The sequence below is a fragment of the Nonomuraea sp. NPDC049141 genome (genome assembly GCF_040648415.1).
Classification (GTDB): domain Bacteria; phylum Actinomycetota; class Actinomycetes; order Streptosporangiales; family Streptosporangiaceae; genus Nonomuraea.
Genome location: NZ_JBEZDR010000015.1, coordinates 39,301 through 61,937 on the forward strand (window position 1 = coordinate 39,301; position 22,637 = coordinate 61,937).

The window sequence follows — 22,637 nt, forward strand, 5'->3', positions numbered from 1 at the left end:
GGGGCTGGCAGAGTGAGGGCATGGATCATCTCTCCCACTTCAGCCGCGAGATCCGCGCGTTCGAGGCGGCGGTCCGTACCGCGGGATCCGGTCTGGTGCCGTCCTGCCCGGGCTGGGGCGTGCCCGATCTCGTCATGCATCTGGGCGGTGTGCACCGCTACCTCGCGTGGGTCATCGGCGAGCGTCTCACCGAGCAGCCGGACGCGTCGGACCTGTCCTTCCTCGGCCTGCCGGCCGAGCCGGCCGGCTGGCCGGATCCGGCGCACGCACCGGCGACCGGGCCGCTGCCGGACGGCCTGGTCGACTGGTTCGCGGAGGGGGCCGCCGAGCTGGAATCCCTGTTCGCCGCCACCGATCCGGACGTGCCGGTGTGGACGTGGTCGGGCGAGCAGAGCGTCAGGTTCTGGGTGCGCATGCAGAGCATCGAGGCGGCCGTTCACCGCTGGGACGCCGAGGGCGTGGCGGGGGCGGCCGGGCCGATGGACGCCGAGCTGGCGGCCGACGCGGTGGGGCAGACGTTCGAGGTGATGGCCCCAGCTCGGCGGGCCTGGACCGCGGCGCCGCCCGGAGCGGGCGAGTCGTACGGTTTCCGGCAGACCGACGGGCCGGGACGGTGGACGGTCCGCTTCGACGGACCGGCCGTGAAGGTGACCCAGGAGGCCAAGGAGGACGGCCGCGACGTCGAGATGACCGACGCGGACACCGGCGGCCGTGACGCCGAGGTGGCCGGCGGTTGCGACGTCGAGGTGGCCGGGAGCGCGTCGGATCTCATGCTGTTCCTCTGGCAGCGCGTCCCGGCCGAGCGGCTGGACGTGCGCGGCGACCGGGCCGTGCTCGACCGTTACTTCACCCTCGTCCCGCCTGTCTGACCTGTTAGGCAGGGTCCACGGTGTCGCCCAGCGACTCCAGGAGCTCCCGGAGTTCGTGGGCCAGGGCGGCCTGACGGTTCTCGGAGAGCGCGGCGAGCAGCCGGCGCTCGGTCTCGACGTGGTCGGGCAGCACCCGGTCGATCAGCTCCCGCCCTTCGTCGGTGAGGGCGACGTGCACCACGCGCCCGTCCTTCTCGCTGGGTGTACGGGACACCAGGCCGCGGGCCTGGAGGCGGTCGAGGCGCTGGGTGATGGCCCCCGAGGTGACCATGGCCGACTTCATGAGCTCGGCCGGGGTCAATGATCGTCCATTGCGCCGCAGCGTGGCGAGCACGTCGAACGACGCCGAGTCGAGCCCGTGGGCGCTGAACGTACGGCCCAGCTCCACGCCGATCAGCCGCGACAGGCGGGACAGCCGCCCGATCACCGCCATCGGCGACACCTCGACGTCAGGGCGCTGCGCGGCCCACTGCTCCAGCACGCGGTCAACATGATCTGCCACCCATTCATCTTAGCGGTGAGACAAATACCTTAGCGATGAGATACATTGTCTTAGTGCTAAGAAATCGACTTGCCATGATCCTGGTGACCGCGCTGGCCCCGGCCATCTGGGGGACCACCTACCTCGTCACCACCGAACTCCTGCCACCCGGCCGCCCGCTGCTGGCGGCGGTCGTCCGCGCCCTCCCCGCCGGGCTGCTGCTCGTCGTGCTCACCCGGCGACCGCCGAAGGGGGTGTGGTGGTGGCGCGCCCTCGTGCTCGGCGCGCTCAACATCGGGGTGTTCTTCGCGTTGCTCTTCATCGGCGCCTACCGGCTGCCCGGCGGGGTCGCCGCGACCATCGGCGCGGTGCAGCCCCTGCTGGTCGCCGGTCTGTCCGCCGGCCTGCTCGGCGAGCGTTTCTCCGCGCGTACGGCGATCGCCGCCGTGGCGGGTGTGGCCGGGGTCAGCCTGCTGGTCCTGCGGGCCGACGCCCGGCTGGACGCCATCGGCGTCGCCGCGGCCGCCGGGGGCGCGGTCGTCATGGCCACCGGCGTGGTGCTCAGCAAGCGGTGGACCTCACCCGCGCCCCTGCTCGCGACCACCGGCTGGCAGCTCGTGGCCGGCGGCCTGCTGCTGCTCCCGGTGGCGCTCCTCGTCGAGGGGCCGCCGCCCGCGACGCTGACCTCGGCGAACCTGACCGGGTACGCCTACCTCGCCATCATCGGCTCGGCCATCGCCTATGCCCTGTGGTTCCGCGGCATCCGCGCCCTGTCCCCCACGCACGTCACCTTCCTCGGCCTGCTCAGCCCGCTGGTCGCCACCGCGCTGGGCTGGCTCGCCCTCGGCCAGTCGCTCAGCGTGGCTCAGATCGTGGGCGGCCTCGTCGTCGTGGCGGCCCTCATCACGGCCCAGACCCAGCGCCGCCCGGCCAAGCAGACGCGCCCGCTCGCCGACCGCCTGATCCCCGCCGACCAGCACTGATCCCTCTGTCTCTCAAGGAGAACCCATGCGCATCACCGTGTTCGGAGCGGCGGGCAGCGTCGGCGCTCGTGTGGTCGCCGAGGCGTTGTCCCGCGGCCACGAGGTCACCGCCGTCGTACGCGACCCGGCCCGCTTTCCCGCCCTGCACCCCGGCACCCATCCCCAGGTCGGCGACGCCGCTCAGGTCGAGGACGTGACCAGGCTCAGCACCGGTCAGGACCTCGTGATCAGCGCGACCCGCCCGGCCACCGGCCACGAGCACGACCTGGTCACGACCGCCAAGGCGCTGCTGGCCGGGCTCGCGGGGACCGGCGTCCGGCTGCTACTCGTCGGCGGGGCGGCCGGCCTGACAGTACCCGGCTCCGGTGGCCGTACCGTGCTCGACGACCCGCGCTTCATGTCCGACGCCTACCGCGACATCGCGCTGGCCTGTAACGGCCAGCTCGAAGCCTGCCGCGCGGAGACCGGCGTGGACTGGGCGTACCTCAGCCCGGCCGCGCTGCTGGCGCCGGGCGAGCGTACCGGCGCCTACCGGCTGGGCACCGACGAGCTGCTCGTGGACGCCGGCGGCAACTCGGCGATCTCCCTGGAGGACCTCGCGGTGGTGCTGCTGGACGAGGCGGAACGGCCCAGGCACCACCGGGTCAGGTTCACCGCCGCGTACTGACGTCAGCCGCCCTCGCGGACACGGTCGTAGAACAGGGCCAGGGCGCCGCTCCCCGTGGTCGCGACCTCGCCGGCGAGGCGCCAGCTCGACCCCGGCAGCCCGTCCTCGAACAGGCGCGCACCCCCGCCGACCAGCTCGGGGGCCAGGATGATGCTCAGCCGGTCCAGCTCGTCGGCCCGTAGCAGGTCCTTGATGACGCTGCCGCTGGCGAGCACGACGATGTCGCCGCCCTCCTGCCGACGCAGGTCCTTGACGACCTCGGCAGGGGCGGCGTCGACGATGCGACTGTTCGCCCATGGCGCCTCCTTGAGCGTCGAGGAGAACACCACCTTCTCCACGGCGTTGAGCCACTCGGAGAAGGACCGGTCCCGGGGGTCGGCCGCGTCGTCCTTGGCGACCGCCGGCCAGCAGCCGCCGAATCCCTCGTAGTTCTTGCGTCCGAGCAGGACTGTGGTGGCCGTCGCGGTGATGCGGGCGACGTGCTCCCTGGCGCCTTCGCTGATCGCGTGCGGCACGATCCACCCCATGTCGTACTCGCCCGCCGTGCCCGACAACATCGGCCAGGTGGCCGATCTGCGGCATCAGCGGCGAAGATCCCCGATCAGCCGCGTGGTCTCCTCGTCGGCGGGAAAGTACGCCTCGACGGCGACCCCTTCGAGCGTGATGTCGAACGCCGCGCCGAACGTCGTGATCGTACTGAAGAAGCAGAGCTCGTCCCCCCGGTACGTGATCCGCACGGGCAACGCGATGTCGGCGGGGTCGGGCAGTGGCGCATCCCCGTCGTCTCCATAGGCCAGCAGTTCCTCGTAGAGCGAGCTCAGCTCCGGATCCCCCGTAGCGGCGACCTGCCTGGCGAGGCGCGGCAGCAAGAACGCGCGGACCTGCGCCAGGTTCCGCACACGCGGCGCGAACCCGTCCGGATGCAGCCCCAGCCGCATCATGTTCACCGGCGGCTCCAGGAGGGCCGGGTCCACGTCGTCGAGGAAGACGTTCATGGCGTCGTTGGCCAGCAACAGGTTCCAATGGCGGTCCAGGGCCAGCGCCGGATACGGCTCGTGCCCGCGCAGGATCTGCTGGAGCGCCTGGTACGCCTTGCCCAGGTCGGGATCGTCAAGCGGCCGCTCGGGATAGATGGGCGCGTACCCGGCCTCGATCAGCAGCCGGTTGCGCGCGCGCAGCGGGACGTCGAGCTGCTCGGCCAGCCGCAGCACCATGGACCGGCTGGGAATCGTCCGCCCGGTCTCGACGAAGCTGACGTGCCGCGCGGACACGTCGGCCTGGAGGGCCAGGTCGAGCTGGGTGAGCCCGCGCCGCTGCCGCCAGTCCCGCAGCGACTCCCCGACCGGTTGATCCATGTGCATACGGCCGGTTCTACCTGGTCTGACGGAATAGTTCCATTACCTGGCATGTAAGCGACGAACGGAAGTCAACCGGAGGCGCCAGGCGGCCAGATGCCGACGTCCAGGAGCTTGTGGGCATAGGAGTACGCGACGAGCTGGCTCCGGTTGCTGCAGGCGAATCGGTCGAGGAGCTTGCTGATCCGCTCCGCCACCGTGTATCTGCTGAGGTTCATCTCCCGGGCGATTCTTGTGGTCGTATATCCCCTGGCCAGCAGGACGATCAGCCACGTGTCGCGATCATTTGTCAGATCGCCGACGACAAAATCCATAGCAAGTCCCGGTTCGGATCGCTTTGGCCGGAGACGCCCCTGGTGGAAGCGTCTCTGTGTGCAACCTAGAAGCGTCTGCTTAATCAGCGGTATGGCCGGACCATGCGACCGGTTATGGATCGGCTCTGGCGAGCTGGCCGTGGAAGATCTCCTCATAGAGATTCCTGAGTACGGGGCTGGGGTCGATGCCGAGTTCGGCCACGAGCTGCCGGCGTACGGTCTCGAACTGCGAGAGCGCCTCCGGCGCACGGCCGCAGCCGGCGAGAGCGGTCATCCTCGCCGCCACGAGCCGCTCACGCGCGGGGAAGAAGGGCACCAGGTCGTCGAGCCTGTTCAGCACCTCGATGTGGCTGCCCCGCTCGATCTCGAGTTCCGCCCAGTCCTCATTGACCGTGAGGTACAGATCGGTGAATCTGCCGACCGCCTCATCGACCAGGGCGACACCCGAGAACTCCGCGAGCGGCTGACCGCCCCACAGGCGCAGGGCGTCATCGAGCACGGTCACCGCGGCATCGGGGGCGCCTCTGCGCCGCATGTCCCGGCCGGCGCCGGCCAGCCGGCGGAACTCGAGGAGATCGAGTTCGTCCGGCCCGGCGTCGAGACGGTATCCCCAGCCTTGGTAGGAGATCCGATCTCCGACTCTCCTCCGCAGCACCGAGACATAGACCTGCAGGTTCTTGCGTGCCGTGGGGGGTGGCCGTTCTCCCCACAAGGAATCGATCAGTTGGTCCGTCGGGACCACCTGGTTCGGGCGGGAGAGCAGGATCGCGGCCAGCAGCCGCGCCTTCCTGGCGCTGACGTGCACGATCGTGCCGTCCACCCGCACTTCGAGCGCGCCGAGCACGCGGGCGTCCAAGCGCGGGGTCACGACTTTCGCCCGCTCGATCCGGTCGGTGCCCAGTGCCAGGAATCCGGCCAGATCGATCGTCGCCGACCCCGCCCTGGCCACCTGGCGGTGGAGTGTGCGCACCGTGGACAGCGTGGCGATGGAGACATCGTCGACACCGGCCTTCGTCTCGAACCATCGCCAGTCGCCGTCGCGATTGACCTCGAGGAAGACCGGTCCTTGCCTGGTCAGCAGGAAGTCGAAGGCGCCGTAGCGCAGGCCCCAGATCCCGGCGAGCCGGTGCACCGCCTCCACCACGGCCTCCGGCGCCACCGCCGGGGAGACCGTGACCGACGCCGTGTCGCGCCAGATCGCCTCTGGTGATGGTTTGCCGACACGGAAGGCCCGGATCTCGCCGTCCACGAAGTAGACGCGCAGCTCCGCCCAGTGGTCCACGTACTCCTGGACGATCATGGGCGCGTCCCGCGCGGGCAGGCTTCTGGCCACGACGCCGTCCACGATCTCCGGGAAGATCCCATGCAGGGTGCCCGGTTCGGGCTCGACGAAATGCCGGTCGAGGGCCTTGACGATGATCCGGTCGCTGGCCAGCGCCGCGCTCGCCGCCCCCACGTCGGTCGTGGCGATCGTTCGTGGGGTACGGATCCCTGCCTGTGCCGCGCCGTCGAGCTGAACCAGCCGCCCGAGATCGCTGCCGCCGGGCAGCCGGGCGGCCGACAGCGACGACAGCGACGACAGCTGGTCGATGAAAGCACCCCACGAGTCGGCCCGGAACAGGGACAGCGCCGAGCCGTTCCCTCCCTGCACGGCTCGCGGTGAGAAGTGCCGTACCCAGGTGACGGTGGGGATGATGCGGCGCCCGTTCACCGTCAGCGAGCCGTCGTCGAGCCGGGTGATGATCCGCAGGCCGCTGATCGAGCCGGCGTCGACCCGCACGCTCGGCACGCCGAGCGTGCGCAGCCCGCGCTGGAGCACCGCGAACTCGGCGAGCCCCGCACGATCCACGAGGACCACGCACGGCAGGGCGGCCGCGGGGTCGCTCTCCTCCGGGAGCTGCCAGGTCACGCCGGGACTGCCGGTGGGCATGCGCAGCGTGTACGGATCAGGTGGCTTGGCGTTCACTCGACTACGAAATGCGCGACTGAACCGGTCCATGTGCCGATGGTGATCACACTCGGCGTGATCGCACAACGCGCCCTCTGTCGTTCGGCATAACGTCCCGGCTAGCCCACGTTTGTGGGGTTGTGTCACCTGCTGATCGCCGGTCCATACTCAACCTGCAACACATCTCCAGCGCCAGCAGAAACCGCCGCCTGCACGTTCGGTGGAGCGAGTCGAGGTGAAGGGTGGTGCCGTGTCGAGCGATGTGGTGACGGCCGTGGGGCTGACCAAGCGCTATCGGCGCAGCGTGCGGCCGGCGGTGGACAATGTCTCGTTCGAGATCGCTCGGGGAGAGACCATCGGGCTCCTCGGGCCCAACGGTGCCGGGAAGACGACCCTGATCAAGATGATCTGCGGGGTCACCACTCCCACCTCCGGTCAGGTCCGTGTCTTCGACGCCGATCCGGTGCGTCAGCCGGTCGCCGCCAAGAGCGGCATCGGGGCGATGCACCAGTCAGGCCCGTTCGACATGATGCTGCCGGCGCTCGACAACCTGCGGATCGCGGCCCGGTTCCGCGGTCTGAAGTGGCGTGCCGTGCGGCCGTGGGCGCTCGAACTGGCGGACTTCCTCAGCTTGACGGAGGCCCTGCCGCGATTCTGCTTCCAGCTCTCGGGCGGTCAGCGGCAGCGGTTGCAGCTCGTACGGGCGCTGCTCACCATTCCGCGACTGCTGGTCCTCGACGAGCCTTCCGCGGGACTGGATGTGGTGGGGCGGCGCCACATCGAGCGCTTCGTGACCTGGCTGCGTGAGGAGCACGGCGTGACCGTGCTGTGGACCAGCCACCACATCGACGAACTGGAACGCAACAGCCAGCGTGTCCTGGTCATCGACAAGGGACGGGTGCTGCGCTTCGCCAAACCGCGCGAACTCGTCGAGGAGTTCGGCACCACCCACCTGCTGATAGCCCTCGATGATCCCGCGGCCGGTCTGGTGGTGACGGCTTGGGCGGAGGCGGCCGGGCTCATCGCCTCGGCCGAGGACGCCGGCGTACGGATCCACGGTGCGCGAGCACAGGAGGTGCTGCCGGAGCTGTCGCGGCACTGCCAGGACCACGCGGTCGCGATCTCCGGCGTCTCGACCGTCTCGGACTCGCTGGAGCAGGTGTTCCTCCGGATGACGGAGGCCGAGGACTGACTGGCAAAGGGGATAGATGTGGCCGCCAAGCTGGTATTCGACAACGCTCCTCCGACCGGGATCCCGAAGGCGGCCGACCTGACCGCGGTGCTCTACCGCGAGTACGCGCTGCTCGCCCGCAACCGGGTGTATCTCATCCTCGGACTGGCCCCGATGCTGATCTACCTGCTGCTCGTGAACACCTCGCTGGGCAACCTCCTCAAGGTCGTCGACTACAAGGGCGTCCAGGTGCCGTTCACGATCTTCCTGCTGCCCATGACACTGGCGATGTCGGTCGTCAGCGCGGCGGGAACCTCCGGCATGGCGGTGTTCCAGGAGGAGATGAGCGGCGCGGCCACCCAGTTGTGGTCCTACCCGTTACGCAGGTCGCGGTTCCTGCTCGGCAAGGTGATCGCGGGCGTGTCGCTCGTGCTGGGGCAGGCCCTGCTGGCGCTGGGCGTGGCGGTGTTCGTCTTCGAGTTGCCCTTCGACCTGCAAGCCTGGGCCGGTCTGCTGTCGGTGCTCACGGTGGCCGCCCTGGCCTTCAACGGACTGTATCTGGCGACGGCGATCCTGATCACCGACTACCAGGTCTTCATGCTGCTGTCGAACGTGTCGATCCCCGTTCTCGTCTTCAGTGCCCCGTCGCTCTACCCGATCGACAGCATGCCCACCGTGCTGCAGTGGGTGTCGGTGATCAACCCGCTGACGTACGCGATCGACGGTATGCGGAACGCCGCGTTCTTCGGTTTCGCCGACGCGTGGCAGGACCTCCTGGTGCTGGCCGTCCTGGCGGCCGTCAGCTACACCGTGGGCGGCCGCGCCTTGATCAACCGCGCTCGCAACATCTGATCTCGTCAAGGACAAGGGACGATGCGGACAGACAACTCCTCTCTCTCGTGGCTCCTCTCGCAGTCCGACCAGTCCAAGGTCCGGTTGCCGGGCACGGACCGAGCTCACGACCCGACGGCCACGCGGGAGATGGCCGACCGGGCGGCCCGGATGGTCGGGATCACCAGGGTCGCGGACATCACCCGGCTGGACACCATCGGAATCCCAACATTTCAGGCAATCCGGCCGACTGCCCGGACGCTCGCCGTGTCTCAGGGGAAAGGCATCACCCCCGAGCTGGCGCGGCTGTCCGCGATGATGGAAGCCATTGAGCTCTGGCATGCCGAGCAACCCATGACGCCGGTGACGACGGCGCCTTCTCGCGAGGTCATCGGGCACCTGGGCTATGACGTCCGCGACCTCCCACTCTCCCCACCGAGCCTGCTGCACGACGGGCTGCCGCTGGACTGGGTCGCCGGCCGGTCGCTGACCGACGGCTCGGAGACGCTGGTTCCCAAGGAATCGGTGGGATTCTCCCTCGTACGGAAGACCGGCTGGAACCCGCCGGTGTTCTTCTCGTCGACGAACGGCCTGGCCAGCGGGAACACGGCGACCGAGGCCGTCCTGCACGCGCTGTACGAGGTGATCGAGAGGGACGCCGTGACCACGGCGATGGCCGCCGGCGACAAGGGGGTCCTCGTCGACCCGGGGACTCTGGGGTCGCCGGTCGTCGACGAGTTGTGCGAGACGATGGCGCGGGCTCGGGTCCGTCTCGAGGTCAGGTCCTTGCCGTCGCCCACCGGGTTGCCGTGCTTCCTGGCCCGGATCTTCTGCGACGACTATCCCCCGGCGTTCATGGGATTCGGCTGCCACCTCGGCTCGGAGATAGCGCTCACCCGTGCCGTCACCGAGGCCGCGCAGGCCAGGCTCGGCTACATCTCAGGCGCGAGAGACGACCTCCACGACCTGGGCACGAGGCGTCGGCCCGCGCCCGCGGCGGGCACCGGCGAGGCGATCGCGAGACTGACGGCGCACCAGAGCCTGGTCGATGATCTGGAGGACGTGGTCAAGCGGGCCGCGGTCGCGTTCTCCGCCGCCCCTGTCGTCATCGATCTGACGAGGGACGAGATCGGCGTCCCCGTGGTCAGAGTGGTGGCGCCGGGAAGCCGCGTCACCCCGGAGGTGTTCTAGTGAGCCGCCAGAAGACGGTCGTCTACGCCGGACCGACGATCTCTCACGACGAGGTCCTCGCCGTGCTTCCGGAGGCGCGGACGCGGCCGCCCGTGGCCCGGGGCGATCTCCTCAGGGAGGAGTGGGGCCGCGACGACACCGCCGTCATCATCGACGGGTACTACCGGGAGCGGCTGTCCGTGGGCCACAAGGAGATTCTCTGGCTGCTCAACGAAGGCGTGAACGTCATCGGCGCGGCGAGCATGGGAGCGTTGCGGGCGGCGGAGCTGAGCCCGTACGGCATGCGTGGCGTCGGGTCCGTCTTCCGCATGTACGCCACCGGCGAGGTCGATGGGGATGACGAGGTGGCGGTCCTGCACGGACCCGCGGAACGGGGATACCCCACCGGCACCGTGGCCATGGTCAACCTCCGCTACGGCTGCCAGGAGGGAGCCAGGACCGGCCTCGTTCCGGCGGCGGCGGGCGAGCGGATCGTCGAAGCGGCCAAGTCCAGGCCCTTCGTCCACCGGACCTGGCCCGAGCTGGAAGAGGCCCTGGGCCCGGCGGCCGGCGACGCGCTGAGCACGCTGGAGCGGATGATCGGGACGGGTGAGTGGGATCTGAAGCGGCTGGACGCGGTGGCGGCCCTGAACGCCGTCGGCGGGCACCGAGCCGAAGCGCCCAGCGCGTGGGCGGCCGACGTGGCCCTGACGGGGATCACCCACTACGAGGCGCTGGCCTGGCGGTCGATGCGGGAGTACGCGCCGGGCAGGTGGATGTCCGATCTCGACGTCCTGGACGCGGCGCGGCTGTTCGGCCAGGACTACCCGCGGCTGCACGAGCAGGTTCTGACCGGCCTCCTGACGGACTTCGCCGACGCGCGGGGCCTGAGGCTGGAGGAGTACACGCGGGTCCGGCTCGGGGTCGATGATCGTGCCGACGTACCGCCCAGCCTCGCATCGTGGCTCTCCGAGGCCGAGCGGGCCACCCTGCCGGCCGCCGAGCAACTCCGGCTGGTCATGGTGCGGGTGTGGCCGGTCTGGCAGTCGGAGGATTGGCGGCCGATCATCCTGGAGCGGATCCGCCTGTCGAGCCACTGGCCCGAGTGGTCCGATCTCGTCGCCCGAGCCGATGAGGTCGCGGAACAGACGCGCGGCCGGGTGGTCGTCCCGGCACCGGCGATCTGCGGCAGGATCTTCTCCCGCCACTGGAACGGGCCCGGAACGTCGGCGGAGGTCGAGCTGGCGCGGCGCGGGTTTCTCGGCATGGCGGATCTTGGACAGACCGTCAGCAGGTTCTTCGCGCTGGATGTGCGGAAGGCCAAGGAGGGATGAGCGCGACCGGGCTTGAGCAGTCGTTCGACCCGACCGCCGCGGAGCATCGCCGCGACCCGCACCCGCTCTTCCACCGCATGCGCGAGCGGGCGCCGGTCTACCGCCATGCGAGCTCGGGGTCCTGGTTTCTGACCCGGCACGCCGACGTACAGCGCGCCCTCCATGACCCGGGCCTGGGGCGTCAACTCGACCGGCTGCCCGACGAGCTCGCCGCCTATCACCGCCGGCGGCAGAACGACCCACTGGCGATGGTGCGGCGGAACATGTTCAACCTCGATCCGCCCGACCACACCCGGCTGCGGCGGCTGATGGCGCCCGCGTTCGGCCCCCGGACGGTGGCGGAGCTCGAGCGGCGCGTTCATCAGGTCGTCGGCGAGCTGGTCGACGGCATGGCGGCCGCCGGCGACGGCGTCGACCTGATCGAGGCGCTGGCGCTGCCGCTGCCGATCCTGATCGTCGCCGAGCTGGTCGGCTTCCCGATCGACGACCGGGCCCGGCTCCGCGGGTGGAGCGACGACATGCTGCGCAGCCGGGACGCGGCACTGGTGCGCCGAGCCGGAATCGGGTTCGTCGCCTACGTCAACGAGAAGCTCGACGAGCGGCGGGCCCACCCGGGTGCGGACCTGCTGTCCCGGCTCGTCCGGTCGACGGAGCTCAGCCACGCCGAGCTGGTGTCCAGCGTGTTCCAGTTACTGCTGGCCGGAGACGAGACGACGGTCAACCTCATCGGCAACGGAGTGCTGGAACTCCTGCGCCACCCCGCCCAGCTCGAACGCCTGCGCGCCCGGCCCCGGCTGATCGACTCCGCGGTGGAGGAGGTGCTGCGGTTCAACGGCCCGGTCGGGCACTCCCGGCCACTGTTCGCGCTGGCCGACCTGGACCTCGGGGAATCCGTGATCCCCCGAGGTGACATCGTCGTACCGGTGCTGCTGGCCGCCAACCGCGACCCGGCGGTGTTCCACCAGCCGGATGTCTTCGACATCGGCCGCACCCCGAACCGGCACCTGGGCTTCGGCCACGGAATCCACTTCTGCCTTGGTGCGGCACTGGCCCGGCTGCAGGCCCGGGCGGCCATCGGCGCGCTGGTGCGCCGCTTCCCCGGCTTGGCCCTGGCCGTCGACCCCGCCGACCTGGAATGGACGCCGGACCTGTTCCTGCATGGTGTACGCCGCCTGCCGCTGCTGCTGGGGAAGGGTGCCAGCCTATGATCAAGGGCTACGGAGAGCTGTCCCGGATGGCGTTCGGCTACGCCACCTCGCAGATCCTGTACACGGCCGTCCGCTTGGGCGTTCCCGACGCCCTCGCCGCCGGGGCCGTGCCGGTCGACGAGCTGGCGCGCTCCATCGGGGCCGACCCGCGGGCGCTGGAGCGGCTGTCGCGGGCACTGGTGGTCCTGGGGGTGGTCGATGAGGTGGCGCCGGGACACCTCGCGCTGGCCGCGCTGGGTCAGCCGCTGCGTGCCGACCATCCATGGTCGATGCGCTCCAGCGTGCTGCTGCTCGGCGACCCCGCGACCTGGCAGGCGTGGGGGGCGTTGACCCACAGCGTGCGCACGGGTGAGGCCGCCTTCGATCACGTGCACGGCCAGCCGCTCTTCGACTACCTCGCCGGCCATCACGATCTTTCGAGGACTTTCAACACGGCCATGTGCGAGGGCACCGAGCGCGTCGCGCTCGAAGCCGCCAAGGCCTACGACTTCACCGGTGCCCGCACCGTCGTCGACATCGGGGGCGGCAACGGCACGCTGCTCGCCGCGATACTGGCGGCCACGCCCGGCGCCCGCGGCATCCTGTACGACACCGCCGACGGCGTGGCAGCCGCCGCCGGGACGTTCCAGAAGGCGGAGCTCTCCGATCGGTGTTCCGTCGAGGTGGGCGACTTCTTCGAGGCCGTGCCCGAAGGCGATCTCATGCTGCTGAAAGGCGTCCTGCACGATTGGGACGACCAGCGGTGCACCGCGTTGCTGCGAAACTGCCGCGCTTCGATCGCGACGGGCGGGCGCCTGCTGATTCTGGAACCGGTGCTGCCGTCCAGGCTCGACACGCCGGAGGCGGCCGGCGTCGTCATGAGCGACATCGCCATGCTCGTCTACACCGGTGGCTGGGAACGCGGCAGAGCCGACTTCCACGGCCTGCTCGCGGCCGGTGGGTTCGCCCTGGCCGACGTCACGCCGCCGCTGCGGAGTTCGGCGATCCGGATCCTTGTCGCGGATCCGTCCTGAGCGCCGATTCCGCGGTCGCCGTTCCGACAACCGCGGCCACAGGCAGTCATGGGTACCTCTCACATGCGGGTGGCGGGCTTGAGTAACCCCGCTGCTCTGGCTGTCCCCAGGGCGGACGCGCATAGTGTGCCGGAAGAGCAACCGCGCTCAAACTCGGGTGGTCAGGTGGCACAACCGATGGAGTCCACCCCCGCCGGCGAGCCCATGCCCGCTCTGCGGGTCGTCGTGGGCGAGCCGGACCGGATGGTGCGCGCCCAGCTCAGGAGCGTGCTCCACATGGGCAACGGCATCTACGTGGTAGGCGAGGCCGGCGCCGCCGACCGGCTGGGCGATCTGGTCGTCCGGCATCGGCCGAGGGTGGCGGTCGTGAACGCGGCGCTGCGGCAGGCGGACGGCGTGGCATTCACCCGTGTCGTCGCGGCGCAGGCGAGGAACCGGATGCGCGTGGTGGTGGTCTCAGAAGCGCTGGACGAGGAGCTGCTCGGGCGCGCGTTACTCGGGGGCGCGGGCGGTTTCGTGCACCGGGCGTCGCTGTTCGAGGAGATCGTGCCCGCGATCCGGCTGGTCGCCGCCGGGCACACCTTCATCTCCAGCGCGATGATCACGCGGCTACGTGATCGCATCGCCGCGGTGACCATCGGGGTCGATCACCGGCTCGCCGAACTCACCCGCCGCGAGGCCGAGGTGCTGGTTCTCGTCGCGGCCGGCCTGTCGAACGCCGGCATCGCCGAGAAGCTCGGCATCGGCACCGGAACGGTCCGTTCGCACCTGGCGCGCATCCTCACCAAGCTCTCGGCGGTGAACCGGGCGCACGCGGTCGGCATCGCGTACGAATCCGGCTTCATCACCGTCGGCTCAGCGCACCTCCGGCGCGGACACGGGTAGCCGAATTCCACCATTCGTACAGCGCGGGGTGCTGCTTGACGGCCTCCTCCGTGGTGAGAAGGGGATCCGGCTCCCCCGTCAGCGCCCGGACCACCGCCGAGGCGTCTTTCGGAGCCCGCGTGGACGTCAAGGTCTGCGCACCGAAGAATTCGGCGGCGAGCTGCGGGCTGCTCAGCAAAGCCCGCGTCCTGCGGGTGAGAATCTCGCGCTCGAACGCGGTCGCCTCCCGCCCGGCCGGTCCCCGGTCCTGCGCGACCGCCATCCGCCATGACGTATCCGCCTCCGCCGCCATGGCCGCCTGCAGCTCGAGGCGGGCGGACGGGCCGATCCCGCGCCGCGTCAGCTCCCTGTCCAGCCTGAGCGCGCTCAGCGCGGCGACCGACATCCCGTGCGAGTGGACGGGGTTCACCGCGACGACCGCGTCACCGATCGCGACGAAGCCGCCGGGCAGGCGTACGCGTTCGAAGAACCTTCGCCGGTTCGACGTATCGCGGTACGGCCGGATGCCGCCGAGCGGCGTGGCCGCCGCCATGAGCTCCGCCACGATCGGGTCGCGCAGCGAGCGCGCGAAGTCCGCGAAGCCCCGCTCGTCCACGGGCGGTTCGCCGCCCCGGGTGCCGGTCAGGGTGACGATCCACCGGTCGTCCTCGATCGGGAACAACGTCGCCCCCTGGCCAGGCCGCCCGCTCGCCGGACGCGGGTGGATCATGATGGCCGGAGTGTCGCCGGCGAGTTCGGGGGGCGCCTGATAGACCCGGGTGGAGTAGGCCAACCCGGAGGAGACGGTCACCTCCTCGATCTCCGCCACGCCGAGCTCGGCCAGCCACCGTGGCGCCTTCGATCTCCGCCCTGTCGCGTCGACGACCAGATCCGCCTCGATGGTCTCCGGCGGAGCGCCCTCGCGCCTGACCGCGACCCCGGTGACCCGGCTCGCGTCTCCCACCAGCCCGAGCGCCTGCGTGCCCGGCCAGGTCGAGACGGCGCCCAGCGCCCGCTGCCGCACCACCTGGTCCAGGAGTCCCCGGCTGCATGAGATGAGGTACGCCTCGGTGTCCAGCCGCCGGAACCAGCCGACCGCGGCGAGGATCAGCGCGTCGCCGGGAAGGCGCCGGCGATGCGCGCCGCGGGCGAAGAGCGCCTCAAGGGTCCCGGGAAGCAGCTCCTGCAGCGCCCGCGCGCCACCGGCCACGAGGACGTGGCTGTGACGCGACTGGGGCAGCCCCCGCCGAGCACGGGGATCGGCCGGATAATGATCGTTCTCGATCACGATCACGTCGTCCGCGTGCCTGGCGAGCACGGCGGCGGCCAGCACACCCGCGAAGCCCCCGCCGAGGACGACCGCTCTGGTCATGCAGGCCTCACGCCGGACGCTCTTCGATCAGACCCTGTTCGATCATGCTGCCGAGGAACTCCTGTACGTCCTTCAGGATGCGGATGCTCACCGCGACGTTGTCCCCGGCGAACTCGTGCGACAGCTTCGAGACGATCGGCTCCCGCTCCCCGTCGCTCGCGACGAGCGTCCATATCCGGGAGCCTGTCTCGTTCAAGGTGTGGAAAGCCCCGGTCTCGGCGTGGTAGAGCGAGATGCCCCCCGAGGTCTCCTGCCATATCACAGCGTCACTGATCTGGAGCGACACACTCCACCTCCTCTATACCGGTGTTATGGGAAGCAGCTCTCCGACCTTGACAGCGGCGGCCGAGGGGAGAACGTAGGTCTTCCAGTCGTCGAAGACCGGATGGATGTCGTCGTTGACGAGCAGGCGGGGCGTCTGCATCCCGGCGTCCGCGGCGAGCTCCGCGGGATCGACGCCGGACTCCAGCCAGAGCTGCGTGACGATACCGTGCCGCAGGATCCTGCACTGATGGCGGCTGTTCCGCCGCAGGTCCTTGGACTCGGCCATGTGAGCGGCGCGGCAGCCCCCGCCGCAGGACGACTTGATGTAGCACTTCGCGCAGTCGGCGTGGAAGTCGCCGCCGAACACGGAGCTGGTCCGCATGTCGTACAGGACCGGGCTGCCGAAGATCTCCGCCAGGGATTGCCGTCGCACGTTGCCCGCGAGGTGCGAGCGTCCCGTGACGAGCTTGCACGGGTAGACGTCGCCCAGCGAGTTGATGTAGATCTCGTTCCCGCCCATCCCGCAGTTGGCCTTCACGGCGCACAGCTGCAGGGTCTTGGGCCCGTCCGGCAGCAGCTTGCCGGCGACGGGTGAGGTCCAGGTGAGCTGCTGGATCCTCAGATGGTCCTCCCAGCCGAAGTCGTACTCGTCGCTCTCGCCCCGGCCCAGGTTGTTGTGGTACATCAGCCGGATGCTGTCGACCTCGATGCCCTCCATGAACGAGGCGAAGTCCTCGAGCTCGTCGACGTTCTCCGAGGTGACGATATGGTTGATCATCGGCGTTACGCCCACGTCGTTGAGCAGCCGCAGGGCTCGGTGGGTCTTGGCGAAGGAGCCTTCGCCCCGTGTGCGGTCGTGCGTTTCGGCCGTGCCGCCGTCGACGCTCACCGTGACCGCGTTGAACAGCTCGGCGAACCGCCGCGCCATCGCGGGCGTCCTGATCATGGTGGCGTTGGTGATGATGTTCGACCTCAAGCCGCTCCGATTGGCATGCTCCACGATCTGGAACAGGTCTTTTCTGAGCATGGGCTCGCCGCCGGTGAAGACCAGGGTCGAGGCGCCGATATCGGCGATCTGAGAGACCAGGCCGAGCGACTCCTCGGTGTTGAGCTCACCCGGCAGGCACTTCTCCGAGGACGCGTAGCAGTAGGGGCAGCGAAGGTTGCACCCGTCGGTGATGGCGTAGTAGGCCATGCGGAGCGGCGGCTCTTTCAGCGTGATCCGCGGACGGTTCCCGTTGTAGTAGACGACCCACGCCAGAATGAGCTTGGCGAGGGCCCGATCGGTCTCATCGGTCTCTTCGAGCCGAGCGTAGGGTCGGGCCAAGGTCTGCAGGACGCCGAACTCACGCGAATCGAGGACACACCGACCGCCGGAATGCGGGTTGACGACCAGGTAGGACCCATCGTGCATGAAATAGGTGAGGTCTTCTGGTACGTCGAACAGCGAGTGGTTCCGGGCCAGCTTCCCAGACATCCATTTCCCTTCACGCTCTCTGCGGCAGGCGCGACCCCGGCCCTGTCCGGCGACATGCCACCGGGACCGCACCCGTGAGCCGTCGGATTTAGGTGGCCGGCTTGGACGGCCCGCCGGACCCGGACCCGGACCAGGCTCCGCACAGGCACGACGCCTCGGCCTCGCCCTCGTTGTGCACCTCGACCTCGGGCCGCTCCCACTGCCCACCCGCCATCACCAGCGGCAGTGCGGTGGGAAGCTTGCCCTTGAGCGAGATGAGCAGGTCGGTTTCCTCTTTGGTCAGGGTGGCGAACGCCGCCTCGACTTCCGCGGCGATCGGGTCGTTCAGGACGCCGGCTTCACGCAGAGCTTCCTTCGGATCGAAGGCCATGCCCTCACCTCTCCGTCTTGGGGGGATGCGTTGCAGGTCGAGTATCGGCTGGCGATGCGGAGGTGACACAACCCCACAAACGTGGGCTCACCGCCTTTCACCTGGCAGAGCTACGACCACACGAATGTGGGTGTCCGGAGCTCTTGCGATCGCCGATGAGCCGTTTCAGGCTTGTGGTTCATGAACGGAACCGGATCGGGCGGGTTCGACGCACTGGCCACGCTGCGGGCGGCCGGGCACCCCATCGACCTGCTCGATGAGCGGCAGCGAAGGGTGTTCGCCGAGCTCACGGCGACCGAGGTCGCCGTACTGAACTCGATCAAGAAGCGTCTGGACGACCACGCCGGCGAGGTGGAAGGACAGGAGCTCAAGCTCGTATGAGCGACAGGGACCCGCGACCCACCCGTCGTCACGTCGTGGTCCTGTTCATCGACATCGTCGGGTCGACGGAGCTCGCCGAGCGTCTCGACCCCGAACTGCTCCTGCGGATCCTCGATCGCTACTACGCCGCCTGCAGGACAGAGATCTTCGAGCACGGCGGCGCGGTGGAGAAGTACATAGGCGACGCGATCATGGCGGTGTTCGGCGTCCCGGCCGGCCGGGAGGACGACGCGCTCCGGGCGGTCCTCGCCGCGGACGCGGCGATGTCGGCCGTGCGCCGGCTCAGTGCCGAGATAGCCCCCACCCACGGAGTCCGGCTGGACGCCCACTGCGGCATCGCCTTCGGAGAGGTGATGGTCGCCGACGGATCCGGCTCGAACGTGCGGGTGATCGGTGACGCGGTCAACACCGCGAGCCGGCTGCAGTCCGCGGCGGGAGCCGGCGAGATCCTCCTGGGGGACGACGTGGCCCGCCTGGTCAGGCAGCACGCGCTGCTGGACGGCGTCCCCCCGCTCACGCTTAAGGGCAAGAGAGATCCGGTACGGGCGTGGCGGCTCATCGCCGTGGAGCCCGATCGCGGCGGGCCGGAGACCGACACGATCCCGTTGATCGGCCGGACCGAGGAGCTGCACCAGCTGACGCGCTTCCATGACCGCGCCGCACGCGACCGGCAGTGCTGCATGGCGACTCTGCTCGGCGTTCCGGGCATCGGCAAGTCCCGACTCGTCAGGGAGTTCCTGACGAACCTGCCCGAGGACGTGACCGTGCTCACCGGCCGGTGCCCGTCCTACGGCATCGGCGCCACGTACCGGCCCATCACGGAGATGCTCGAAGCACTCAACGGCGAGTGGCCCGCCATCGCCGAGGCCGTGGGCACGGAAGGCGCGCGGGCGTTGCGCGGGCTGGCGGGCCTCGGTGACGCGGACTACGAGGACACTCCCGGGGTCGCGGAGATCGCGCAGGCCGTACGGTCGCTCTTCGAGGTTCTCGCGCGGGACCGGCCGCTGGTGGTGGTGCTGGACAACCTGCAGTGGGCCGAGCCGACCCTGGTCGACCTGATCGAGGACTGCGCGGCGTGGCTCGCCGACGTGCCCGTGCTCCTCGTCTGCGTCGCCCGGCCCGAGCTCTACGAGGCCCGCCCCTCCTGGGGAGGGGGCATGACCTGCGCCATGTCGCTGGAACTCGGCCCGATGAGCCCGCCGCACATGACCCGGCTCGTCGCCGAGCTCCGCGCCGAGCGGGCGGACGTCGTCGCCCACGACGACGACGGCACGTATCAGCGGGTGATCCACGGTTCGGACGGCAACCCGCTCTTCGCCGAGCTGATGTTGGAGACCCTCGCCGAGGGCGCCGTCGCCCTCCCGCCCACCATCCAGGCGCTGCTCGGGGCCCGGCTGGATCGGCTGGGCGCGGCGGAGCGCCACCTGCTCGAGCGGGCCGCGACCATCGGGCAGTCCTTCACAGTGGAGCAGTTGGAGGCCCTCTTCGACGGCGAGCCTCCCATGACGGCGACTCCGCTGCGGCGGTTACAGCGCGACCGCCTGATCCGGCGCGGTGCGCTCCCGGGATCGTACGAGTTCACCCAGACCCTCACCCGGGAGAGCGTGTACGCGCTGACGAGCAAGGAGGTGCGCGCGGACTGGCACCGAAGGCTGGCCGACTGGTTCGGCGACCGGGCCGCTGCCTCGGACGACGCTCCCTTCGCCGGATCGGCGTCCGGAGACGTCAGCCGGCACCTGCTGGCGGCCTGCCGCCTCACCCGGCAGGTACGCCCCGGCGATCCGCTGCTGCCCGAGCTGACCGACCGGGCCGCGGACCGGCTCATCAGGGACGGCGGTCAGGCGTTGCACCGCAGAGACCTGCCCGCCGCGATCGCGCTGCTGGAGCAGGGACGGGAGATGCTGCCCCCGGGCAGGGACGAGCATCGATCGCTGGCCGTTCGCATCAGCGACGCGGAGCTGGGACGGGGGGAGGCCGGCGCGGCGGCCGCGGCCCTGGACCGCGCGGAGGAACTGCTGCCGGAAGACCCGCGGAACCGGCTCACCTGTGTGATCCAGCGGGAGATCCTCGCCCTCCGCTCGGGCGCCCGCGCGCCGGACCTTGAGTCCCTGCGCGGGCGGCTGGCGCTCGACCCCCGGGACGACTTGAGCTGGTGCCGGTTCCACCAGCTCCAAGCCCTGATCCACATAGAGGACGGCCGTTTCGGCGCCGCCGACCGGGCGCTTCGTGACGGGCTCGAGCGGGCCCGGCCGATGGGCGACCGCTACGAGGAGGACCGGCTGCTCGGCGGGCTGTGCGAGCTGGTGCAATGGTCCTCCACCCCCGTGCGGGAAGGGCTCGCGCTCTGCGCCGGTCTGCTGGCCCGGTTCGCCGGCGACCGCGCCCTGCTGGTGCCGGTGCTCGTCACCAGGGCCCGCCTGCTCGCGCTCTCCGGCGACCTCGGCGGCGCCCGTGAGGCGCTCGACACGGCCGGCCACTACGCGGCGGATCTGCACCTCGGCCTCTCGGCGATCGCGGTCGTCCAGGTGCGGGGGCTGGTGGAATCCCTGGACGGGAACCACGAGGCCGCGAGGGACCTGTTCGGGCGGGCCGCCGCCGCGCTCCGTACGGCGGGGCACGGGGCGTCCGCCGCCACCCTGGAGGTCTACGCGGCGCGTGAGACCCTCCGGCGGGGAGACGTCCGGCAGGCGGCGGAGGAGCTGGCGCGGAGCGAGGCGGGGGTGCCTCAGCTCCGCGGCGAGCTCACGGCCATCGCGATGAGAGGCACGATCGCATCGTTCGACGGTGCGCACACGGACGCGATGAGCGCCGCGGAACGCGCGACCGCGCTGCTCGAATCGACCGATGACCCTTGTCTTCAAGGCGACATCCTTGTGGAGATCGCCCGGATCCAGCGGGCCGCCGGACGCGACCCGGCCGAAGCGGCCCGCCGCGCGCTCGACGCGTACCTGAGCAAGGGCGCGAGCCTGCCGGCGGCGCGAGTCCGTGACTGGATGAGGGGACTGTCATGAGCACGCCGCCCTGGCGCCGGGCCCAGCGGGCGCACTTCCCCGGGGTGCCCGCGTGGGGGCTGGCCACCACCCGGCAGGCCCCGGAGTCCTTCCAGATCAGCCCGCTGGCGGAGGTGACCAGAGAGTGGGCATGGGGCCGGTCCGACGGCACCGGGGTACGCGTGTGCGTCGTCGACACGGGCGTGGCGGGAGACCATCCCAAGATCGGCGGCCTTGAGCGGTCGGTCGAGGTCGTCCGCGGGGACGAGGGCAGGCTGACCGTCGCCGAGTGCGCCCCCGCCGACCCCGCGGGGCACGGCACGGCCTGCGCCGGAGTGATCAGGTCGGTCGCCCCCGGAGCGGCGATCACCTCCGTCCGCGCGCTCACCGACGGGAAGTCCGGCACCGGCGACGCCCTCGTGGCCGGGCTGCGCTGGGCCATCGACGAAGGGTTCGACCTGGTCAACCTCAGTCTCTCCAGCACGAAGTCGGCCCTGCGGGAAGCCCTGCACGAGCTCGCCGACCGCGCGTACTTCCGGCGTTGCCTCCTGGTCGCCGCGGCGCACAACATGCCGGTGCTCAGCTTCCCGTGGACGTTCTCCTCGGTCGTCTCGGTGGCCAGCCACGACGAGGCGGACCCGATGACGTACTACTACAACCCGGCGCCACCCGCGGAGTTCCTCGCGCGCGGGGTCAGGGTGCCGGTCGCCTGGCCCGGCGGCCGGGAGGTCCGCAGCACCGGCAACAGCTTCGCGGCACCGCACATCACCGGCATCTGCGCGCTCATCCTGAGCAAGCACCCGTGGCTGACGCCGTTCCAGCTCAAGACGGTCCTCTACCTGACCGCGGACAACACCACGACGCAGAACGGAGAAGCCCATGTCCTCTGACTTCGCCGACTCTCCCGACTCCCTCGACGGCACCGAACACCGGCTGCTGCAGTCCATCGTCGAGGTGGCCCGCCACATGTTCGGGGCCGCCGCCGCGTCCATCTTCCTCGTGGATCCGGACACCGGTGACCTGGTCTTCGAAGCCGTGTCGGGCGCGGGCGAGAAAGAGCTGGTCGGGAGCCACTTTCCAGCGGGAACCGGGATCGCCGGCTGGGTCGCGGCGAGCGGGCAGCCGATGGTCGCGGACGACGTGTCGGCCGTGACGCAGTTCGCCCAGGACGCCGCGGAATCCACCGGTTACGTGCCCCGGACCATCATGGCCGCACCGCTCATCCGGTTCGAGGAATGCGTGGGCGTCCTGGAGGTGCTGGATCGCACGGCCTCCCGCAGCGATCTGGACGACGTGGAGCTCCTGGGCCTGTTCGCCACGCAGGCCGCCTGCGCCCTGGAACTCCTGCTCCGCGTACGACAGAGCGATGGCCGGGAGCCGGACGGCGACCCGCACGTGCTCCTGCGGCGGATCGGCGAGCGACTGCGGGGGAAGACCCCGTCGTCGGAGGCGGCGGCCGTACGCCTGCTCGCCATCGCCGACGATCTTCTCGCACCGTAGGTCGCCGCACCTTCCAGGATTGACCCTGACGCCACCCCCTTGATAGGCCTCAAGCGGGGGCCGTTGGCGTGGTTG

Annotated in this window: 23 protein-coding genes; 14 read left to right on the forward strand and 9 right to left on the reverse strand. The window is 70.3% G+C overall.

Annotation, left to right across the window (positions count from 1 at the left end):
• Nucleotides 1-20 precede the first annotated feature (20 nt).
• The gene (locus tag AB0B91_RS38660; protein ID WP_358330756.1) at nt 21-869 is read left to right on the forward strand and encodes a maleylpyruvate isomerase family mycothiol-dependent enzyme; all 849 of its coding nucleotides are present in this window, start codon (nt 21-23) and stop codon (nt 867-869) included.
• Nucleotides 870-873: 4 nt separating this feature from the next.
• Here AB0B91_RS38660 and AB0B91_RS38665 read toward each other — a convergent pair whose 3' ends face one another.
• On the reverse strand, nt 874-1,371 hold the full coding sequence (locus tag AB0B91_RS38665) for a MarR family transcriptional regulator (protein ID WP_358330759.1): 498 nt from the start codon (nt 1,369-1,371) through the stop codon (nt 874-876).
• A gap of 74 nt (nt 1,372-1,445) precedes the next feature.
• Between AB0B91_RS38665 and AB0B91_RS38670 the strand changes: the two genes are divergently transcribed.
• Nucleotides 1,446-2,333 carry an EamA family transporter gene (locus AB0B91_RS38670; RefSeq protein ID WP_358330762.1) on the forward strand — a complete coding sequence of 296 codons (888 nt, stop codon included), beginning with the start codon at nt 1,446-1,448 and terminating at the stop codon, nt 2,331-2,333.
• 25 nt (nt 2,334-2,358) lie between these two features.
• Nucleotides 2,359-3,000: an NAD(P)H-binding protein gene (locus tag AB0B91_RS38675; protein ID WP_358330765.1), complete on the forward strand. Its 642-nt coding sequence runs from the start codon at nt 2,359-2,361 to the stop codon at nt 2,998-3,000.
• 2 nt (nt 3,001-3,002) lie between these two features.
• Here AB0B91_RS38675 and AB0B91_RS38680 read toward each other — a convergent pair whose 3' ends face one another.
• The 4 genes from AB0B91_RS38680 to AB0B91_RS38695 all read right to left on the reverse strand — a co-directional run bounded on the left by AB0B91_RS38680 (nt 3,003) and on the right by AB0B91_RS38695 (nt 6,635).
• Complete coding sequence (locus AB0B91_RS38680) at nt 3,003-3,557, reverse strand: dihydrofolate reductase family protein (RefSeq protein WP_358330768.1); 555 nt, start codon at nt 3,555-3,557, stop codon at nt 3,003-3,005.
• A 24-nt stretch (nt 3,558-3,581) separates the two neighbouring features.
• On the reverse strand, nt 3,582-4,361 hold the full coding sequence (locus AB0B91_RS38685; RefSeq protein WP_358330770.1) for a helix-turn-helix transcriptional regulator: 780 nt from the start codon (nt 4,359-4,361) through the stop codon (nt 3,582-3,584).
• A 65-nt stretch (nt 4,362-4,426) separates the two neighbouring features.
• A complete protein-coding gene (locus tag AB0B91_RS38690; RefSeq protein WP_358330773.1) occupies nt 4,427-4,669 on the reverse strand; it encodes a LuxR C-terminal-related transcriptional regulator in 243 nt (80 codons plus the stop codon).
• A gap of 112 nt (nt 4,670-4,781) precedes the next feature.
• Nucleotides 4,782-6,635: a BTAD domain-containing putative transcriptional regulator gene (locus tag AB0B91_RS38695; protein ID WP_358330776.1), complete on the reverse strand. Its 1,854-nt coding sequence runs from the start codon at nt 6,633-6,635 to the stop codon at nt 4,782-4,784.
• A 232-nt stretch (nt 6,636-6,867) separates the two neighbouring features.
• On the opposite strand from AB0B91_RS38695, the gene AB0B91_RS38700 reads away from it, so the two are divergent.
• The 7 genes from AB0B91_RS38700 to AB0B91_RS38730 all read left to right on the forward strand — a co-directional run bounded on the left by AB0B91_RS38700 (nt 6,868) and on the right by AB0B91_RS38730 (nt 14,229).
• The gene (locus tag AB0B91_RS38700) at nt 6,868-7,809 is read left to right on the forward strand and encodes an ABC transporter ATP-binding protein (RefSeq protein ID WP_358330779.1); all 942 of its coding nucleotides are present in this window, start codon (nt 6,868-6,870) and stop codon (nt 7,807-7,809) included.
• A gap of 18 nt (nt 7,810-7,827) precedes the next feature.
• On the forward strand, nt 7,828-8,640 hold the full coding sequence (locus AB0B91_RS38705; protein WP_358330782.1) for an ABC transporter permease: 813 nt from the start codon (nt 7,828-7,830) through the stop codon (nt 8,638-8,640).
• A gap of 21 nt (nt 8,641-8,661) precedes the next feature.
• Complete coding sequence (locus AB0B91_RS38710; RefSeq protein ID WP_358330786.1) at nt 8,662-9,810, forward strand: YcaO-like family protein; 1,149 nt, start codon at nt 8,662-8,664, stop codon at nt 9,808-9,810.
• On the forward strand, nt 9,810-11,123 hold the full coding sequence (locus tag AB0B91_RS38715; protein WP_358330789.1) for a TfuA-like protein: 1,314 nt from the start codon (nt 9,810-9,812) through the stop codon (nt 11,121-11,123). The genes AB0B91_RS38710 and AB0B91_RS38715 overlap by 1 nt, the downstream gene beginning before the upstream one ends.
• The gene (locus tag AB0B91_RS38720; RefSeq protein ID WP_358330792.1) at nt 11,120-12,331 is read left to right on the forward strand and encodes a cytochrome P450; all 1,212 of its coding nucleotides are present in this window, start codon (nt 11,120-11,122) and stop codon (nt 12,329-12,331) included. The genes AB0B91_RS38715 and AB0B91_RS38720 overlap by 4 nt, the downstream gene beginning before the upstream one ends.
• Nucleotides 12,328-13,344 carry a methyltransferase gene (locus AB0B91_RS38725; protein WP_358330795.1) on the forward strand — a complete coding sequence of 339 codons (1,017 nt, stop codon included), beginning with the start codon at nt 12,328-12,330 and terminating at the stop codon, nt 13,342-13,344. The genes AB0B91_RS38720 and AB0B91_RS38725 overlap by 4 nt, the downstream gene beginning before the upstream one ends.
• Before the next feature lie 177 nt (nt 13,345-13,521).
• The gene (locus AB0B91_RS38730) at nt 13,522-14,229 is read left to right on the forward strand and encodes a response regulator transcription factor (RefSeq protein WP_358330798.1); all 708 of its coding nucleotides are present in this window, start codon (nt 13,522-13,524) and stop codon (nt 14,227-14,229) included.
• Here the strand turns inward: AB0B91_RS38730 and AB0B91_RS38735 are convergent.
• The 4 genes from AB0B91_RS38735 to AB0B91_RS38750 form a co-directional block, all read right to left on the reverse strand.
• Nucleotides 14,189-15,580, reverse strand: a complete 1,392-nt coding sequence (locus tag AB0B91_RS38735) for an FAD-dependent monooxygenase (RefSeq protein WP_358330801.1) — start codon at nt 15,578-15,580, stop codon at nt 14,189-14,191. The two genes, AB0B91_RS38730 and AB0B91_RS38735, sit on opposite strands and share 41 nt — an antisense overlap.
• A gap of 7 nt (nt 15,581-15,587) precedes the next feature.
• A complete protein-coding gene (locus AB0B91_RS38740) occupies nt 15,588-15,866 on the reverse strand; it encodes a PqqD family protein (protein ID WP_358330804.1) in 279 nt (92 codons plus the stop codon).
• A gap of 12 nt (nt 15,867-15,878) precedes the next feature.
• Nucleotides 15,879-17,321, reverse strand: coding sequence for a StsB family radical SAM/SPASM domain sactipeptide maturase (stsB, locus tag AB0B91_RS38745; RefSeq protein WP_358330807.1), 1,443 nt, complete (start codon nt 17,319-17,321; stop codon nt 15,879-15,881).
• Between the two features lie 88 nt (nt 17,322-17,409).
• Nucleotides 17,410-17,691 carry a StsA-related sactipeptide RiPP gene (locus tag AB0B91_RS38750; protein WP_358330810.1) on the reverse strand — a complete coding sequence of 94 codons (282 nt, stop codon included), beginning with the start codon at nt 17,689-17,691 and terminating at the stop codon, nt 17,410-17,412.
• Between the two features lie 180 nt (nt 17,692-17,871).
• Between AB0B91_RS38750 and AB0B91_RS38755 the strand changes: the two genes are divergently transcribed.
• The 4 genes from AB0B91_RS38755 to AB0B91_RS38770 are packed head-to-tail and all read left to right on the forward strand — an operon-like array spanning nt 17,872 to nt 22,562.
• A complete protein-coding gene (locus tag AB0B91_RS38755) occupies nt 17,872-18,072 on the forward strand; it encodes an aroma-sacti cluster domain-containing protein (protein WP_214635615.1) in 201 nt (66 codons plus the stop codon).
• Nucleotides 18,069-21,083, forward strand: a complete 3,015-nt coding sequence (locus AB0B91_RS38760) for an AAA family ATPase (protein WP_358330813.1) — start codon at nt 18,069-18,071, stop codon at nt 21,081-21,083. The genes AB0B91_RS38755 and AB0B91_RS38760 overlap by 4 nt, the downstream gene beginning before the upstream one ends.
• On the forward strand, nt 21,080-21,952 hold the full coding sequence (locus AB0B91_RS38765) for a S8 family serine peptidase (protein WP_358330816.1): 873 nt from the start codon (nt 21,080-21,082) through the stop codon (nt 21,950-21,952). The genes AB0B91_RS38760 and AB0B91_RS38765 overlap by 4 nt, the downstream gene beginning before the upstream one ends.
• Nucleotides 21,942-22,562: a GAF domain-containing protein gene (locus AB0B91_RS38770; RefSeq protein WP_358330819.1), complete on the forward strand. Its 621-nt coding sequence runs from the start codon at nt 21,942-21,944 to the stop codon at nt 22,560-22,562. Before AB0B91_RS38765 ends, AB0B91_RS38770 begins: the two co-directional genes overlap by 11 nt.
• Nucleotides 22,563-22,637: the final 75 nt, after the last annotated feature.

Excerpts from the sequence above, each read along its gene's own strand:
- AB0B91_RS38685 (WP_358330770.1), bottom strand. The coding sequence starts at position 4,361 with ATGCACATGGATCAACCGGTCGGGGAGTCGCTGCGGGACTGGCGGCAG.
- AB0B91_RS38725 (WP_358330795.1), top strand. The coding sequence starts at position 12,328 with ATGATCAAGGGCTACGGAGAGCTGTCCCGGATGGCGTTCGGCTACGCC.
- AB0B91_RS38660 (WP_358330756.1), top strand. The coding sequence starts at position 21 with ATGGATCATCTCTCCCACTTCAGCCGCGAGATCCGCGCGTTCGAGGCG.
- AB0B91_RS38670 (WP_358330762.1), top strand. The coding sequence starts at position 1,446 with ATGATCCTGGTGACCGCGCTGGCCCCGGCCATCTGGGGGACCACCTAC.
- AB0B91_RS38750 (WP_358330810.1), bottom strand. The coding sequence starts at position 17,691 with ATGGCCTTCGATCCGAAGGAAGCTCTGCGTGAAGCCGGCGTCCTGAAC.
- AB0B91_RS38690 (WP_358330773.1), bottom strand. The coding sequence starts at position 4,669 with ATGGATTTTGTCGTCGGCGATCTGACAAATGATCGCGACACGTGGCTG.
- AB0B91_RS38720 (WP_358330792.1), top strand. The coding sequence starts at position 11,120 with ATGAGCGCGACCGGGCTTGAGCAGTCGTTCGACCCGACCGCCGCGGAG.
- AB0B91_RS38710 (WP_358330786.1), top strand. The coding sequence starts at position 8,662 with ATGCGGACAGACAACTCCTCTCTCTCGTGGCTCCTCTCGCAGTCCGAC.
- AB0B91_RS38765 (WP_358330816.1), top strand. The coding sequence starts at position 21,080 with ATGAGCACGCCGCCCTGGCGCCGGGCCCAGCGGGCGCACTTCCCCGGG.
- AB0B91_RS38755 (WP_214635615.1), top strand. The coding sequence starts at position 17,872 with ATGAACGGAACCGGATCGGGCGGGTTCGACGCACTGGCCACGCTGCGG.
- AB0B91_RS38730 (WP_358330798.1), top strand. The coding sequence starts at position 13,522 with ATGGAGTCCACCCCCGCCGGCGAGCCCATGCCCGCTCTGCGGGTCGTC.
- AB0B91_RS38760 (WP_358330813.1), top strand. The coding sequence starts at position 18,069 with ATGAGCGACAGGGACCCGCGACCCACCCGTCGTCACGTCGTGGTCCTG.
- AB0B91_RS38675 (WP_358330765.1), top strand. The coding sequence starts at position 2,359 with ATGCGCATCACCGTGTTCGGAGCGGCGGGCAGCGTCGGCGCTCGTGTG.
- AB0B91_RS38735 (WP_358330801.1), bottom strand. The coding sequence starts at position 15,580 with ATGACCAGAGCGGTCGTCCTCGGCGGGGGCTTCGCGGGTGTGCTGGCC.
- stsB (WP_358330807.1), bottom strand. The coding sequence starts at position 17,321 with ATGTCTGGGAAGCTGGCCCGGAACCACTCGCTGTTCGACGTACCAGAA.
- AB0B91_RS38770 (WP_358330819.1), top strand. The coding sequence starts at position 21,942 with ATGTCCTCTGACTTCGCCGACTCTCCCGACTCCCTCGACGGCACCGAA.
- AB0B91_RS38680 (WP_358330768.1), bottom strand. The coding sequence starts at position 3,557 with ATGTTGTCGGGCACGGCGGGCGAGTACGACATGGGGTGGATCGTGCCG.